The organism is Mycobacterium lehmannii, from assembly GCF_002245535.1.
GTDB classification, from domain to species: Bacteria; Actinomycetota; Actinomycetes; order Mycobacteriales; family Mycobacteriaceae; genus Mycobacterium; species Mycobacterium lehmannii.
The window spans coordinates 1-14803 of the sequence record NZ_NKCN01000015.1; the positions used below are offsets into that span (position 1 = coordinate 1).

Here is a 14803-nt window from a genome sequence, read left to right on the forward strand (position 1 = left end):
CCCCGCCACGTAGCGCGCAGCCTGCGTCGGCAGCGCCAGATGGGTAGAAGAGACAGCCCACGCCCCCGCCGGCCGCCCCAGTCGCTCCGGCCGCCAACGTCGCCCCCGGCGTCCCGCCCAGCACAGCGGCACCCGGTGCCGGCACGGTGGGTGCCCCTGCGCCCGTTCCGGTTTCGACCGCACGCGCCCAACGCGAGGCCATTGCGGCCGCCACCCTCCGCGGGCCATCCGGCAGCGATCCCACTCAACTCGCCCAACGAATCGCGGCTGCCCTGAACGTCGGCATCACCGACGTGGGGTTCTACTGGGTCACCGGCCTCGCCAAGGACGGCACCATCGTCGTCGCCAACAACTACGGCCTCGGCTACATCCCCGAGGATGTCAAACTGCCCGACCGCGTCAAGATGGCCACCGCCGACGAAGGGATCCCCGCTCATGTTCGCGGATCCTGGGCGACGTATCCTATTCTCGCACTTCATGGTTGGGCCCAGCACCACAACACCGAACTCCGCGCCGTCATCGCGACCGAGGACCAGTTCAAGGGCTTCGACCCCGGCGCGCCCCGGATCGTCCTGCGTCCCGACGACATCCCCGAGAGTGGCCGGATGGACGGTCGCCATCGCCTACAGGTGATATCCCCCGACGCGGCAAGCAAATTGGCCGCTATCACGCCCACCGGCCTGTCCGAGGTGCTGCCTGCACCGCCCACCGACGCCACTCCCCCAGAAGACCGCCGCGCGCTGCTGTGGTTCGAGGTCTTTCGTCCCTTGCTCAGCAACTCACCCGACCGCGCCCCGGTCCAGTTGCAGTGCTTTGTCACCTATGCCGACCATGCCCAGGAACTGGCGCTGCACCGAGCACATACCGCGACCGATGCCGCCGATCAGCGCACCGCCATCGCCGACTGGATCTACTGGCAGCACCTGAGCGTCCTCATGCAGGACGCGATCGCCACGGACGCCACCGTCTGACCGGCGCCACCGGCTGAGAGCATCAAGCCGAAGTTTGGCACTCACTCGAATGGGCATGCCTCCCTCAGACCACGAGGAGGCGCCCATGCGAGCAGTCACCTGGCAGGGTCGTCGGAAAGTGTCCGTCGACAACGTGCCCGATCCCGCGATCAAGGAACCGACCGACGCGATCATCCGAGTCACCAGCACCAACATCTGCGGCTCGGACCTTCACCTCTACGAGGTGCTCGGCGCCTTCATGAACCCCGGCGACATCCTGGGCCACGAAGCGATGGGCGTCGTCGAGGAGGTCGGGCGCCAGGTCGACGGTCTACAGCCGGGCGACCGCGTGGTGATCCCGTTCAACATCTCCTGCGGCCACTGCTTCATGTGCGACCAGGGTCTTCAGAGCCAGTGCGAAACCACCCAGAACCGCGACCAAGGGACGGGCGCCGCGCTTTTCGGCTACTCCAAGCTCTACGGCGAGGTCGCGGGCGGGCAGGCCGAGTACCTGCGCGTCCCGCAGGCGCAGTACACCCACATCAAGGTCCCCAACGACGGCCCCGACGACCGCTACGTCTACCTTTCCGACGTCCTGCCCACGGCATGGCAGGCCGTGGAGTACGCCGCGGTACCCGAAGGTGGCACCCTGGTCGTCCTCGGCCTGGGTCCGATCGGCTCGATGGCCTGCCGTATCGCCGCACACCGCAAGGGCTGCAAGGTCATCGGCATCGACCTGGTCGACGAGCGGCTTTCCCGCGCTCGCGCCTACTGCGATGAGCTGATCGACCTTCGCACCGACGACGCCGACGAGGTCGTCAAGAGCCACACCGAGGGTCGCGGCGCCGACTCGGTCATCGATGCGGTCGGCATGGAGGCGCACGGTTCTCCCGTCGCCGAAACCATGCAGACCGCCAGCGGCTTCCTGCCCTCGCCCATCGGCCGCGTCGTGATGAAAAACGCCGGCGTCGACCGGCTCGCCGCTTTGAACTCCGCGATCGCCCTCGTCCGGCGCGGCGGGACGATCTCGCTGTCTGGCGTCTACGGTGGCGCCGCCGACCCGATCAACATGATGACGCTGTTCGACAAGCAGATTCAGCTGCGCATGGGCCAAGCCAACGTCAAGAAGTGGGTGCCCGACATCATGCCGTTGTTGACCGCCGAGGATCCGCTGGGCGTCGAGCAGTTCGCCACCCATCGGCTTCCGCTGGAGGACGCCCCCGGCGCGTACGAAACCTTCCAGAAGAAGGAAGACGGCATGGTCAAGACCATTTTGAAGCCCTGATGCCGATGGATCAGCCCGAGACCCTCGTTGCCGGACCACTACCGTCGCGAGTGCTACGGCCACCCCGACACAACGCTTGAGACAATCCGTGTTGTCGCTACCTGATACCCCTGGTTTCGGTATCGCGGGTTCTGGCAACATTACCGACGAGTAAGGAGTTTCCTCCGACTTCGGGTAGGTGGGCATATGACGAGTACTTGGAAAGCTTCAGAGATCTCGGTACTGGCGCAGAGCGAGGGCGGCGGCACCGCCATCCACGAGATCATCCTTTTGTCGATCGTCGCCGCTGTGATCGCGGCATTGATGTTGTGGATCGGCTGGATGCACCGCACGCACAAGATCGAGTGGCTGGCGCGTCTCGGCGACTGGTCCGGTCGCCGCTTCAAGCGGCCGTCATGGGTGGCGCTGCCGATCGCGATCTTCACCGCGTCGATCATCTGCGCGCTGTTCGGGTTCATCTGGGACGTCAGCCTGCACATCGGCAACGGCCGTGACGACGGCGCGCTCGCCAACCCCGCTCACTACTTCATTCTCATCGGCCTGTTCGGGATCTTCCTCGCCGGCTGCACCGCGATGGTGCTGCCCCGCGGCGAGGAAGAGCGCCCCGGCCCGGCCGCGGTGCGCATCACCGACCACTGGTACGCACCGGTGGGCGGGATCGTCATGGCCGGGTGCGGTGTCTACGCGCTGCTCGGATTCCCACTCGACGACATCTGGCACCGAATCTTCGGACAGGACGTCACGCTCTGGGGCCCCACCCACCTGATGATGATCGGTGGCGCAGGCTTTTCCACGTTGGCCGCGGCCTACCTCGAACTCGAGGGCAAGCGGGTCCGGACGCCTGACACGCCGCCCGACGGTATCGGCCTCAAATTCATCCAGTACCTGGCGTTCGCCGGCGTGCTGATCGGTATGTCCGTCTACCAGATCGAGTTCGACTTCGGCGTCCCGCAGTTCCGCCAGGTCTTCCAACCCATGCTGATCGCGGCAGCCGCAGCGCTCGCGTTGGTTGCCGCGCGCTTCTTCCTCGGCCGCGGTGCGGCGCTCATCGCCGCCGTCATTGCCATCGGCCTGCGCGGGATCGTGGCCTTCCTCGTCGGTCCCGTACTCGACGCCCCGATCAACTGGTTCCCCCTCTATCTCGGTGCGGCCGTCGTCGTCGAACTTCTCGGCCTGACCCCACTGATCAAGCGTCCGGTACTTTTCGGTGCCGTGGCCGGACTCGGCGTCGGCACCGTCGGGCTGTGGCTGGAGTCGCTGTGGATCAACGCCGTCTACCACCTGCCGTGGCACACCAGCATCTGGCCCGAGGCGTTGGCGATGGCCGTCCCCGTCGCCATCTTGACCGGCGCCTGCGGTGCATTGGTCGGCATGGTGTTGACCGAACAACGACTCCCGCGGCGGGCGCTCAGCGTGGGGCTGGTCGTGTTGACCGTGCTTGCGATCGGCGGCGCCACAGCCAATGGCCTCCGCTACAACGTTCCCGAGAACGCCAACGCCACCATCGTCTTGACCGAAGCTCCCGGTGACGACGACGCGCGGTTCGTGACCGCCGACGTGCAACTCACACCCGCCAACCTGCTGAGCGAGGATCCGAACTGGGTCTCGGTGCTCGGCTGGCAGGGCGGCCTGCCCAACCATCGAGGCATGTTCGTCGACAACCTCGAGCAGGTCGGGCCCGGGCACTACCGCTCCACCGAGCCGATGCCGGTCTCCGGCACATGGAAGACGCTGCTGCGCGTCCACGACGGCCGGATGCTGGCGGCGGTGCCGATCTACCTGGCAGGCGATCCCGGCATCGGCGCGGAGGAAGTGCCCGCCGAACCGAACATGACGCGTCCGTTCGTCTCGGAGATCACGATCCTGCAGCGTGAACGCAGCCCGGACATCCCCCAGTCGTTGTGGCTGATCGGATGCCTGATCGTGCTCGTGTGCTCGCTCGCCATGGTCGCCGGCATCACCTGGGGTGGCGGCCGCATCAACCGGAGCGAGCCCAGCGGAAGTGAGGCCGAACTACAACCCAGCGCGCAATCATGACGGGCGCGCCGGACAGCGCAGATGTCGTAATCCTCGCCGACCACCCGGTGTGGATCGCGGTGCCCGCCTTCGCCCCGGCGATCATCGTCGCCGGGGTGGTGGTTTACATAGCAGTGAAGAACCGTCGTAAACGAGAAGTCGAATCCAACGGGGAAAACACAACGTGAAACCGACACTCATCCGCTCCAGCGCGGCCTGCATCGCTGCGACACTTCTCGTCGCCGGATGCGGTGGCTCGCGCGATTCCGAACCGGAAGCGAGTAGTCCCGCCCAGTCGACCGTCGGCGCCGGCGACATGCCCGATCAACAGCGCCCGCCCGATCGCCTGACCATCGACGTCACGATCGAGAACGGCAACGTCGACCCCACCAACGCACAGATTCAGGGCAAGGTCGGTGAGCCGATCGTGCTGCGGGTCAACAGCGACGCGGCCGACGAACTGCATGTGCATTCAGTGCCCGAGCACACGTTCAAGGTGGATCCCACACCTGGCCAACAGTTCCAGTTCACGGTCGACGTGCCCGGCAACGTCGAGATCGAACTGCACGACCTGAATCGCGTCATCGCGACCGTTCAAGTCCAGCAGTGATGTCGGGGCCGTCGGTCTCCGTACTGGCCCACGGTCTCGGCGGCTCGACGGATCTGCCGATTCCGTTCACCTACGCGGTGGTCGGGGCCGCATGGGCGTTGACATTCACGTTCGCGGTGGTGGCGCTCGCCTGGAAGAAGCCCAAGTTCGATCCGGCCAATTCCGTTCGCCCCCTACCTCGTTGGGTGACAGCCGTGGTCGATGCGCCCGTGACCCGTTGGGCCCTCGCGCTCGGCGGGTTGGGTTTCGCGGTGTGGGTCGGTGTCGCCGCCGTCCTCGGTCCCCAAGACGCGAGGAATCCACTACCCGGCGTGTTCTACGTCCTGCTGTGGGTGGGCCTGGTGGCGGTCTCGCTGATCATCGGACCGGTGTGGCGAGCGATATCGCCGGTGCGGGCGGTTCTCCGGTTACTGGGCGGGCGGTCGCTGCGCCTGACGTACCCCGCGTGGCTGGGATACTGGCCCGCGGCCTTCGGACTGTTCGCGTTCGTCTGGCTGGAGTTGGCCAGTCCCGATCCGGGTTCCCTTGACGCCATCCGCATTTGGCTGCTGATCTACCTCGTGGTCACACTGGTCGGTGCGCTGGTGTGTGGTGAGCGTTGGTGTACGCGGGCAGACCCGTTCGAGATGTACAGTGTGGTGGCCTCGCGGCTCTCGCCGTTTCGCCGGGACCCCGACACGGGCCGCGTGGCGATCGGCAATCCGTTCGACCATCTCCCGTCGCTTCCGGTGCGCCCGGGCCTCGTGGTGGTCATGGCGGTGCTTTTGGGATCGACTGCGTTCGACAGCTTTTCGGCCATGCCCGAATGGCGGAACTTCGTTGACGACCATTCTTCGTCGACGCTGACCGCCACCCTGATCAAGACGGCCGGCTTGGCGACGTTCGCAGCCGTCGTCGCCGCAACCTTCTGGCTCGCTTCGATCGCTACCGGCGGTGTGGATCGCGACCAGCGCCGCCGGTTGCCCGGGTTGATGGCGCACTCGCTGATCCCGATCGTCATCGGCTACGTGTTCGCCCACTACCTGACCTATCTGGTCGAACGCGGTCAGCAGACGATCATCCTGCTGGCCGACCCGCTGGCACGCGGGTGGAACCTGTTGTGGCTGCAGGACGCAGAGGTCAGCTACTTCCTGTCGCAACACCCTGCCGTGCTGGCGACGCTGAAGGTCGGGTTCGTCCTGGCCGGGCACGTCGCCGGTGTGGTCGCCGCGCATGACCGCGCGCTGCGCCTGCTGCCGTCGGCCCATCAGCTGACCGGGCAGCTGGCGATGATGCTGGTCATGGTCGGCTACACGTTCACCGGGCTGTACCTGCTGTTCGGCGGGTAGCGTCGGGAGGCATGAAGGCGCTCATCATCGTCGACGTCCAGAACGACTTCTGCGAGGGCGGCTCACTGGCCGTCACCGGCGGCACCGACGTCGCCCGCGACATCAGCCAGTTGCTCGCCGACCAGACCGAATACGCGCATGTGGTGGCCACCAAGGACTTTCACATCGATCCTGGCGACCACTTCTCCGACAACCCCGACTTCGTGACGTCCTGGCCGCGGCACTGCGTCGTTGGTACCACCGGTGCCGACTTTCATCCGCAGTTCCGGCCCGATGCGGTCGAGGCCGTCTTCACCAAAGGCGAGTACTCGGCCGCCTACAGCGGCTTCGAGGGCAGCGACGAGGCCGGGACGACGCTGGCCGGCTGGTTACGTGAACGCGGAGTCGACGAGGTCGACGTGGTCGGCATCGCGACTGACCACTGCGTGCGGGCGACGGCGGCCGACGCCGTAGCCAACGGGTTCACCACGCGCGTCCTGCTGGACCTGACCGCCGGAGTCGCCGCCGAGTCGACCGCCAAGGCCGTCGAAGACCTGCGCGCGGTCGGCGTCCAAGTCGTTTAGTCGCCGGCCGTCGGGTCGACCGGCTTACCCGTCCACGACGGCGCCCGGCCCTCCAGGAACGCGCGCACGCCTTCCTTGGCGTCGTCGTGTCCCATCAGCTGCAGGTGGATCTGCGTCTCGCGGGCGCCGACTTCAGACCGGTCGAGGTCGTAGGAGTCCCACAGCAGCCGCTTGCTGGCCGCCACCGACATCGGCGCGGTGTTGACGGCGATGTCGCGGGCGAGGTCCAACGCGGCCGCCAGCACCTCGTCGGCGGGCAGTACCCGGCTGCCCAACCCGAGCTGCACCGCCCTCGTCCCATCGAAAGTGGCTCCGCTCAGCAGGATTTCGGCCGCATTGGCGACACCGACCAGGCGCGGAAGGATCCAGTGGGAATAGGCGTCACCGACCACTCCGCGCCGCACCTGCACGACGCCGTAGCGGCCTTCGACGGCGAAGAACCTGATGTCGCACTGCAGCGCCAGCGTCAGCCCCAACCCGATCGCGTGCCCGTTGACCGCCGCGATGACCGGCTTGGGCAGCGTCCACGCGGGCACATCGATACCGGCCGCGCTGAAGCCTGACCCCGGGGCAGCGAAGGTGGCTTCGCCGGCGGCCAGGTCGGCGCCTGCACAGAACGCAGGCGGAGTTCCGGTCAGCACGATCACCCGCACCGCGTCGTCTCCGCCGAGCCGCCGGTAGGCGTCGGCGAGTTCGTCGCGCATGCCGTCGCCGACGGCATTGCGCTGCCGCGGCCGGTTCAGCGTGATGGTCGCCACCCCGTCCTCGACGCCGGTCAGCAGCGTGCGGTAACCGGGCAGGTCGGGGCGGGCGGGCACGCGTTTCTCCTGGCTGGTGTGATGTTTGTGCGTAGTTGGTTGTGATGCTGCCGCATCGGGCACACCCGTATCGTCTCGTTGTCCGTGTGTGTCGTCGTCTGGAGTGAGAATTGACCCAAGCCCCCGCCCCCCAAGCCGCGTCCCTGGAGGTCTGGCCCGGTAAGGCCTACCCGCTCGGAGCGACCTACGACGGGACGGGCACCAACTTCGCGGTGTTCAGTGAGGCCGCCGAGAAGGTCGAGTTGTGCCTGTTCGACGCCGATGGCACCGAGACCCGGATCACGCTGCCCGAGAACGACGCGTTCGTCTGGCATGGATTCATTCCCAACATCGAGCCGGGTCAGCGGTATGGCTACCGGGTGCACGGCACCTATGACCCGCCGTCGGGACAGCGCTGCAACCCCAACAAGCTGCTGCTCGATCCGTACTCGAAGGCGATCGACGGCAATTTCGACTGGAACCAGTCGCTGTTCAGCTACAACTTCGGTGACCCCGACAGCCGCAATGACGACGACTCCGCTGCCAGCATGCCGAAATCGGTGGTCATCAACCCGTACTTCGACTGGGGCAACGACCGCCCGCCGGACTACGAGTATGCCGACTCGGTGATCTACGAGGCGCACGTCAAGGGCCTGACGCAGACGCATCCCGATATTCCCGAAAACATCCGCGGCACCTATTCGGCCGTGGCGCATCCGGTGATCATCGAGCATCTGCAGTCGCTCGGGGTGACGGCGATCGAGTTGCTGCCGGTGCACCACTTCGCCAACGACTCCACGCTGATCGACAAGGGCCTGTCCAACTACTGGGGCTACAACACCATCGGCTTCCTGGCGCCCGATTCCAAGTACAGCTCCAGCCCGAACCCCGGTGGACAGGTGCAGGAGTTCAAGGCGATGGTCCGCGCACTGCACGAGGCAGGCATCGAGGTGATCCTCGACGTGGTCTACAACCACACCGCCGAGGGCAATCACCTGGGTCCGACGCTGTCCATGCGGGGTATCGACAACGGCGCGTACTACCGGCTCGTCGAAGACGACAAGCGGTACTACATGGACTACACCGGAACCGGCAACAGCCTCAACGTCGGTCATCCACATTCGCTTCAGCTGATCATGGATTCGTTGCGGTACTGGGTGACCGAGATGCACGTCGACGGTTTCCGGTTCGACCTCGCCTCCACGTTGGCCCGCGAGTTCTACGACGTCGACCGGCTGTCGACATTCTTCGAACTTGTACAACAGGATCCGACGGTCAGCCAGGTCAAGTTGATCGCCGAGCCGTGGGATGTCGGTCCCGGTGGTTACCAGGTCGGCAACTTCCCGCCGCAGTGGACGGAGTGGAACGGCAAGTACCGCGACACGGTTCGCGACTACTGGCGCGGAGAGCCCGCCACGCTCGACGAACTCGCTTATCGCCTAACGGGTTCGGCCGATCTGTACGAGCAGACCGGTCGGCGCCCCGTCGCCTCCATCAACTTCGTCATCGCCCACGACGGCTTCACGTTGCGGGACCTGGTGTCTTACAACGAGAAACACAACGAGGCCAACGGCGAGGACAACAACGACGGCGAGAGCCACAACCGGTCCTGGAACTGCGGTGTGGAGGGGCCGACCGACGATCCCGAGATCAATGCACTGCGATCGCGCCAGCAGCGTAATTTCCTTACGACGCTGTTGCTTTCGCAGGGCGTGCCGATGATCGCCCACGGCGACGAGCTCGGCCGCACGCAGCAGGGCAACAACAACGTGTACTGCCAGGACAACGAACTGTCATGGATCGACTGGTCGGACCCCGACACCGATCTGATGGAATTCACCCAAAAAGTGTCGGCGTTGCGCGCGGCGCACCCGGTGTTCCGCCGGCGCCGGTTCTTCTCCGGGCGGCCGGTGCGCCAGCGCGGCGGGGAGGGTCTGCCCGACATCGCCTGGTTCGCACCCGATGGCTCGGAGATGAGCGACGAGGACTGGGAAACGGGCTACGCGAAGTCAATCGCGGTGTATCTCAACGGCAACGGCATTCCCGACCGCGACGTGCGGGGGCAGCGTATCGTCGACGACTCGTTCGTGCTGTGCTTCAACGCCCACTACGAACCGCTCGACTTCGTGATGCCGGAGAAGAGGTTCGGCGACTCCTGGATCGCGGTGATCGACACCGCGGCCGACGACGGCGACGAACCGACGCCTGTCGACGCCGGGCAGAAGGTTCAGGTCGCGGCGCGTTCCGTTCTGGTCCTGCAAGCGGCGACGGAGGAGTAGCAATTCGGCGCCGAAGAAGGTACCCCTACTCGACCACCGGGAAGAACGAGTCGCCGTCTTCGGGGGTGCCGTCGATCTGGCCCATGTCGCGGCCGTGCTGGTCGGGGTCGATGCGCTCGACCTGGTCGTCGGGGCGCAGCTCAGTGTCGCCGCTGGGCTCACTCATCGGCTGGTTCAACTCGGGCTGCTCGGGCTCTTCGGCGGCGAGTTTCTCGTCGAGGCTCTCGTCCACCTCGCCGTCGGCATTGATCTTGTCGGCTTCACGCCACCCCTCTGGCGGATCGACGGTCTCGTCGCCGTCGTCGTTGCGCACGTCGTCGGAGTCCAACGCCTCCGTCGGGCGCAGCGTGTCGCCGACACCGCCGCCGTCGTTGGGTGAATAACCTGGGTCAGGGTTTGCGCTCACAGGTATTCGGTTGCCCACCTGCCCGATGGCTAAACGCCGCACCGCGCGGCGGACGGAGCCCCACCGTCCGCCGACCGAGCCGCGGCAGCCGGCCGTATCCCACCCGGCAATCACCGAAACCGGCTGTGCGACAGGCGTCTTGACCGTCGAAATCCCTGACGGTGACATCCTTTTGTGCTACGGTTTGTCCCACAGCAACCGTGGCCGTCGCGAATGACAGTCTGAGTTGTCACACGCCTGGCGGGGCGAGTAGGAGCCGATGAGCGGCGGCGCCTACCGGCGGCCACGGTTGCCGTCCAATTTCCTTCGTCCCGTAATTTTCGTGAGTGTCAGTAATGCTGGGGCGCCCGCCGTATGCTGCCCTGCATGACGGCCCCCACCAGCACCGGGCGCCGGGTGACCGCTCAAGACTGGATCCAGACTGGTTTCGATGTGCTCGCCGACGGCGGCCCCGGCGCGTTGCGGATCGGCCGTCTGTGTGAGCGTCTCGACGTCACCAAGGGCAGCTTCTACTGGCACTTCACCGATATGCCTGCCTACCGCGACGCGCTGGCCCGTGCGTGGGCCAACCTGCACGACGAACAGCGACGACAATTCGAGGACATGCGCGGCGCCGAGCCCCGCGCCCGGTTGGCGGCGATGATCCAGACGCTGATGTGTCCCGACCAGTGGGCGTTGGAGCGCGCGATGCGGGTCTGGTCGTTGACCGACCAGACGGTGTTGGCCAGCGTCCAGCAGAGCGATGTGCGGGTGCGCAGCGCCGTGCGGGAGGCGCTCGTCGACTACGGATTCGACGACGGCGAGGCCGATCTGCGTTCGGCTCTCCTGTTCGCTACAGGCATCGGCTTGTTGCACGAGGTGCGGTCGGCGCCGCGCGAGCCGGAGGCGTTGAGCGAGCGCGTAATCGACCTCATGCTTCACCGATAGGCCGCGACGGTTTGAGCCCGGTCTTCCCGTCGAGGTACTGCAGCAGGTGGTGGGCGGCGAGTTCGACGTCCTTGTGTCGCCACTCCGACGCCCGGTACACGCACGCGATCAGCCCCGACCGGTGGAGTCGCCGAAAGTCGCCGTAGACGAACGCGTACCGCGCCTTGGTCTCGTCGCGCGCGCCCTCGGTCAGGCCGAGATGCCAGGCCGCATAGTCCTCCCACGAGTGCGTGTCCAGATAGGAGTTCTGCGCCTCGGCGCGCGGCTGTACCTCGCCCCAATCGCTGTCGAGCACGTACTGGCGCGCATCGATGAGCTCACGCGCTTTGGCCATCGCAGCGTCGTTGAGCGAGTACTTGGCCACGGTCAGATCAACCCTCAGATCAGCCGATGATGCGCGCGATCGACTTCATCGGGATCCGCAACCAACTCGGCCGGAAGCGCGCCTCGTACGCGGCCTCGTAGATCGCCTTGTCCAGTTCGTAGGCCGCCAGCAGCTGCCCGGAGTCTCGCGGGTCGGTACCCGACACCTCGGCGTACCCCTCGCAGAACGACGCGGCGTTGCGGTCCACCCACTCGCGGGCCCGCGCACCGAGCTGACGGTCGTGGTCTTCGTCGGATGACTGTTCCATCAACCGTTGGTAGGCGGCGTATTCGAAGGACCGCAGCACCCCGGCCACGTCACGCAGCGGGGAATCCGGTCGGCGCCGTTCCTCGAGCGGCTGACCGGGCTCACCCTCGAAGTCGATCAGCAGCCACCCCTCGGGGATGCGCAACACCTGGCCGAGATGCAGATCACCGTGGATGCGCTGAACGGTGACCGTCTCGTCCGACAGCTTGCGGTATCGCTCCTCGATCAGCGGCGCGTACCGCTCGAGGTCGGGCACGGACTTGGTCGCCGACGCCAACCGCTCCAAGGCCGTGTCGGTCGGGAACGCGGTGGTCTCGGTGCCCAGTTGGTCGGCCAGCGTGGCGTGGACCGACGCGACCGCCTCGCCGAGCCGATACGACTCGCCCGCAAAGTCGCCCCCGACCTCGTCGGCGTACAGGTCCCCCTCGGCGAACAGGTCGCGGGTGCTGGCGGTGGCCATATCCCAGCCCTCGGCCGAGGTGGCCGCGAACTCGGTGACCATGCCGAGCGCGCACGGCTCACCGTCCTCACTTCCGTCCCAGGTGGTCTCGAACGAGCCGAGCAGCCGCGCCACATGCGGGTTGTCGGCGCGGGCCAACACCCGATTCAGCTCGATGTCCGGGTTGATACCCGGCGTGATGCGGCGGAAGAGCTTGAGGATCGCCTTCTCCTCGAACACCACGCTGGTGTTGCTCTGTTCGGCCGACGAGACCCGCGGCGCAGCGCCCAGCGGCAACTCCACACCGGGTTCCTTGACGAAGCGCACGGCCTCGGCGCCGGACCCGACCGTCACTGACGAGTCGATCAGCGACAGCAGGTACTGCGCCGCGCCGGGGTCGTAGAGCGCGTCGTAGGCGGTGCGCTCGCCCAAGGAATCGGCGGACACACCGATCGTCGCGACCTCCGCGTACTCCTCTATCGGACCGGTGTTCCACCGCAACAGCACCTGATAGCGCTCGCTCGAGCCGTCGGTGTAGGACACATCGAGCAGTACAAGGTCAAGGTCCTCGCCCAGGGCGGTGCAGGCCGCCTGCTGCACATTGGCCAACTCGCGGCTGCGGCCGGCGTACCACCGCTGGTGTGGCAGCCACTCTTCGAACGGCAGGCTCATCACTGTTCTCCATGCTCCGGGCTGGGTGCCTTCAGCGAGAACCAGTAGAACCCATGGCCGGGCAGGGTCAACAGATACGGCAACTGGCCGATGCGGGGAAACTCCACGTATCCGGTCATCTCGACAGGCGTGTATCCGTTGTAGGCCTGCAGGTTCAACTCGATCGGCTGAGGGAATCGGGAGAGGTTGTTGACGCAGAGCACGGTGTCCTTCGCGCCGGCCCCGTCGCCTGAGTCCTTCTCGACCTCACGGACGTAGGTGAGCACCGACGGGTTGGAACCGCCCAGTTCGTGGAAGCTCCCGATGGCGAACGCCTCGTGACGGCTGCGCACCGCGAGCATCGTGCGGGTCCAGTTGAGCAGCGAGTTCGAGATGTCCCGCTGCGCTTCCACGTTGACGGCCTGATAGCCGTAGATCGCGTCCTGGTTCGGCGGCAGATACAACCGCCCAGGCGTCGCTGTGGAGAAGCCCGCGTTGCGGTCCGGCGTCCACTGCATCGGGGTGCGCACCGCGTCGCGGTCGCCGAGCCAGATGATGTCGCCCATCCCGATCTCGTCGCCGTAATACAGCACCGGTGAACCAGGCAGCGACAGCAGCAGCGCGGTGAACAACTCCATCTGGTTGCGGTCGTTGTCCAGCAGTGGCGCCAGCCGTCGGCGGATACCGACGTTCGCCTTCATCCGCGGATCCTTGGCGTACTCGGAGTACATGTAGTCGCGCTCTTCGTCGGTGACCATCTCCAGCGTCAACTCGTCGTGGTTGCGAAGGAAGATGCCCCACTGCGCCATCTCGGGGATGTCGGGCGTCTGCGCCAGGATCTCCGAGATCGGGAACCGCGACTCCCGTCGGACCGCCATGAAGATCCGCGGCATCAGCGGGAAGTGAAACGCCATGTGGCATTCGTCGCCGCCGGTGTCCGGATCACCGAAGTACTCGACGACGTCGGCGGGCCACTGGTTGGCCTCGGCCAACAGCACGCGACCCGGATACTCGTCGTCGATCACCTTGCGGCAGTGCTTGAGGAACGCGTGCGTCTCGGGCAGATTCTCGCAGTTGGTGCCTTCCCGCTCGAAGAGGTAGGGCACCGCGTCCAACCGGAAGCCGTCGATGCCGAGGTCGAGCCAGAACCGCAGGACATCGAGCATCGCCTCTTGAACGGCGGGGTTGTCGTAGTTGAGGTCGGGCTGGTGGCTGAAGAAGCGGTGCCAGTAGAACTGCCGTCGCACCGGATCGAAGGTCCAGTTCGACTCCTCGGTGTCGACGAAGATGATCCGGGCGTCGTTGTACTTGTCGCTGGTGTCGCTCCACACGAAGTAGTCGCCGTACGGACCGTCGGGGTCGCGGCGTGATTCCTGAAACCACGCATGCTGATCGGAAGTGTGGTTCATCACCAGGTCGGTGATGACGCGGATACCGCGGCGGTGCGCGGCGTCCAACAGTTCGACGAAGTCCTCGACGGTGCCGAACTCGGGCAGCACCTTGTAGAAGTCGCGGATGTCGTAGCCACCGTCGCGCAACGGCGAATCGTAAAACGGCGGGAGCCAAAGACAGTCCACGCCAAGCCACTTCACGTAGTCGAGTTGCTCGGTCAGCCCGCGCAGATCTCCGATGCCGTCGGAGTTCGAGTCGTAGAAGGCGCGCACCAGCACCTCGTAGAAGACGGCACGTTTGAACCAGGTGCGGTCCTCGGGAAGGATCCGGGCGTGGCTGAAGTCTTCGGCGGTGGGGTGCTCGACGACACCGTCTTCGACGTGACTGCCCTCCGCCGGGTCGTGGTCGGCGGATCCGTCGGATGCTCTGGCACCGCTGTGCTTATCCATACGGCTTTCAACCTACCCACGTCGCGAGGAAACGAATCGGCGGAAAAATCTGCCGTCGCTCACTTCGGTATCGTTCCGGC

The 14803-nt window shown here is 66.1% G+C and carries 14 protein-coding genes; 9 read left to right on the top strand and 5 right to left on the bottom strand.

The annotated features are described in order from the left end of the window. Positions 1 to 146 precede the first annotated feature (146 nt). The 7 genes from CEX87_RS16995 to CEX87_RS17020 all read left to right on the top strand — a co-directional run bounded on the left by CEX87_RS16995 (position 147) and on the right by CEX87_RS17020 (position 6752). Positions 147 to 971, top strand: a complete 825-nt coding sequence (locus CEX87_RS16995) for a secretion protein EccK (protein ID WP_233151419.1) — start codon at positions 147 to 149, stop codon at positions 969 to 971. A gap of 85 nt (positions 972 to 1056) precedes the next feature. Then, positions 1057 to 2235 (top strand): zinc-dependent alcohol dehydrogenase, encoded by a 1179-nt coding sequence (locus tag CEX87_RS17000; RefSeq protein ID WP_064417874.1) that lies wholly within the window; start codon positions 1057 to 1059, stop codon positions 2233 to 2235. Positions 2236 to 2421: 186 nt separating this feature from the next. After that, positions 2422 to 4272 (top strand): hypothetical protein, encoded by a 1851-nt coding sequence (locus CEX87_RS17005; RefSeq protein ID WP_094288203.1) that lies wholly within the window; start codon positions 2422 to 2424, stop codon positions 4270 to 4272. Further along, positions 4269 to 4439, top strand: a complete 171-nt coding sequence (locus CEX87_RS27390) for a hypothetical protein (RefSeq protein WP_164674037.1) — start codon at positions 4269 to 4271, stop codon at positions 4437 to 4439. Before CEX87_RS17005 ends, CEX87_RS27390 begins: the two co-directional genes overlap by 4 nt. After that, positions 4436 to 4861 (top strand): cytochrome c oxidase subunit II, encoded by a 426-nt coding sequence (locus CEX87_RS17010; RefSeq protein WP_094288205.1) that lies wholly within the window; start codon positions 4436 to 4438, stop codon positions 4859 to 4861. The genes CEX87_RS27390 and CEX87_RS17010 overlap by 4 nt, the downstream gene beginning before the upstream one ends. Continuing rightward, positions 4861 to 6189, top strand: a complete 1329-nt coding sequence (locus tag CEX87_RS17015) for a hypothetical protein (protein WP_094288207.1) — start codon at positions 4861 to 4863, stop codon at positions 6187 to 6189. The genes CEX87_RS17010 and CEX87_RS17015 overlap by 1 nt, the downstream gene beginning before the upstream one ends. Before the next feature lie 11 nt (positions 6190 to 6200). Then, a complete protein-coding gene (locus tag CEX87_RS17020; RefSeq protein ID WP_064395967.1) occupies positions 6201 to 6752 on the top strand; it encodes a nicotinamidase in 552 nt (183 codons plus the stop codon). Here the strand turns inward: CEX87_RS17020 and CEX87_RS17025 are convergent. Further along, entirely contained in the window at positions 6749 to 7570 is an 822-nt protein-coding gene (locus tag CEX87_RS17025) for an enoyl-CoA hydratase/isomerase family protein (RefSeq protein WP_082694978.1), read from the bottom strand. The two genes, CEX87_RS17020 and CEX87_RS17025, sit on opposite strands and share 4 nt — an antisense overlap. A 110-nt stretch (positions 7571 to 7680) precedes the next feature. Here CEX87_RS17025 and glgX point away from each other — a divergent pair, with 110 nt between their 5' ends. After that, complete coding sequence (glgX, locus tag CEX87_RS17030; RefSeq protein WP_233151420.1) at positions 7681 to 9828, top strand: glycogen debranching protein GlgX; 2148 nt, start codon at positions 7681 to 7683, stop codon at positions 9826 to 9828. A gap of 25 nt (positions 9829 to 9853) precedes the next feature. On the opposite strand, the gene CEX87_RS17035 is transcribed toward glgX, so the two are convergent. Continuing rightward, positions 9854 to 10234: a hypothetical protein gene (locus CEX87_RS17035; RefSeq protein WP_064395965.1), complete on the bottom strand. Its 381-nt coding sequence runs from the start codon at positions 10232 to 10234 to the stop codon at positions 9854 to 9856. 366 nt (positions 10235 to 10600) lie between these two features. On the opposite strand from CEX87_RS17035, the gene CEX87_RS17040 reads away from it, so the two are divergent. After that, positions 10601 to 11161 carry a TetR/AcrR family transcriptional regulator gene (locus tag CEX87_RS17040; protein ID WP_233151421.1) on the top strand — a complete coding sequence of 187 codons (561 nt, stop codon included), beginning with the start codon at positions 10601 to 10603 and terminating at the stop codon, positions 11159 to 11161. Here the strand turns inward: CEX87_RS17040 and CEX87_RS17045 are convergent. Genes CEX87_RS17045 through treS form a run of 3 tightly spaced genes read right to left on the bottom strand, consistent with a single transcriptional unit; the run spans position 11145 to position 14723 of the window. After that, positions 11145 to 11525: a hypothetical protein gene (locus CEX87_RS17045; protein WP_064395962.1), complete on the bottom strand. Its 381-nt coding sequence runs from the start codon at positions 11523 to 11525 to the stop codon at positions 11145 to 11147. The two genes, CEX87_RS17040 and CEX87_RS17045, sit on opposite strands and share 17 nt — an antisense overlap. A gap of 19 nt (positions 11526 to 11544) precedes the next feature. Further along, positions 11545 to 12903: a maltokinase N-terminal cap-like domain-containing protein gene (locus CEX87_RS17050; RefSeq protein ID WP_094288209.1), complete on the bottom strand. Its 1359-nt coding sequence runs from the start codon at positions 12901 to 12903 to the stop codon at positions 11545 to 11547. Continuing rightward, positions 12903 to 14723 (bottom strand): maltose alpha-D-glucosyltransferase, encoded by a 1821-nt coding sequence (gene treS, locus CEX87_RS17055; RefSeq protein ID WP_094288211.1) that lies wholly within the window; start codon positions 14721 to 14723, stop codon positions 12903 to 12905. Before treS ends, CEX87_RS17050 begins: the two co-directional genes overlap by 1 nt. Positions 14724 to 14803 lie beyond the last annotated feature (80 nt).

Excerpts from the sequence above, each read along its gene's own strand:
- CEX87_RS17000 (WP_064417874.1), top strand. The coding sequence starts at position 1,057 with ATGCGAGCAGTCACCTGGCAGGGTCGTCGGAAAGTGTCCGTCGACAAC.
- CEX87_RS17005 (WP_094288203.1), top strand. The coding sequence starts at position 2,422 with ATGACGAGTACTTGGAAAGCTTCAGAGATCTCGGTACTGGCGCAGAGC.
- CEX87_RS27390 (WP_164674037.1), top strand. The coding sequence starts at position 4,269 with ATGACGGGCGCGCCGGACAGCGCAGATGTCGTAATCCTCGCCGACCAC.
- CEX87_RS17015 (WP_094288207.1), top strand. The coding sequence starts at position 4,861 with ATGTCGGGGCCGTCGGTCTCCGTACTGGCCCACGGTCTCGGCGGCTCG.
- CEX87_RS17020 (WP_064395967.1), top strand. The coding sequence starts at position 6,201 with ATGAAGGCGCTCATCATCGTCGACGTCCAGAACGACTTCTGCGAGGGC.
- CEX87_RS17040 (WP_233151421.1), top strand. The coding sequence starts at position 10,601 with ATGACGGCCCCCACCAGCACCGGGCGCCGGGTGACCGCTCAAGACTGG.
- CEX87_RS17050 (WP_094288209.1), bottom strand. The coding sequence starts at position 12,903 with ATGAGCCTGCCGTTCGAAGAGTGGCTGCCACACCAGCGGTGGTACGCC.
- treS (WP_094288211.1), bottom strand. The coding sequence starts at position 14,723 with ATGGATAAGCACAGCGGTGCCAGAGCATCCGACGGATCCGCCGACCAC.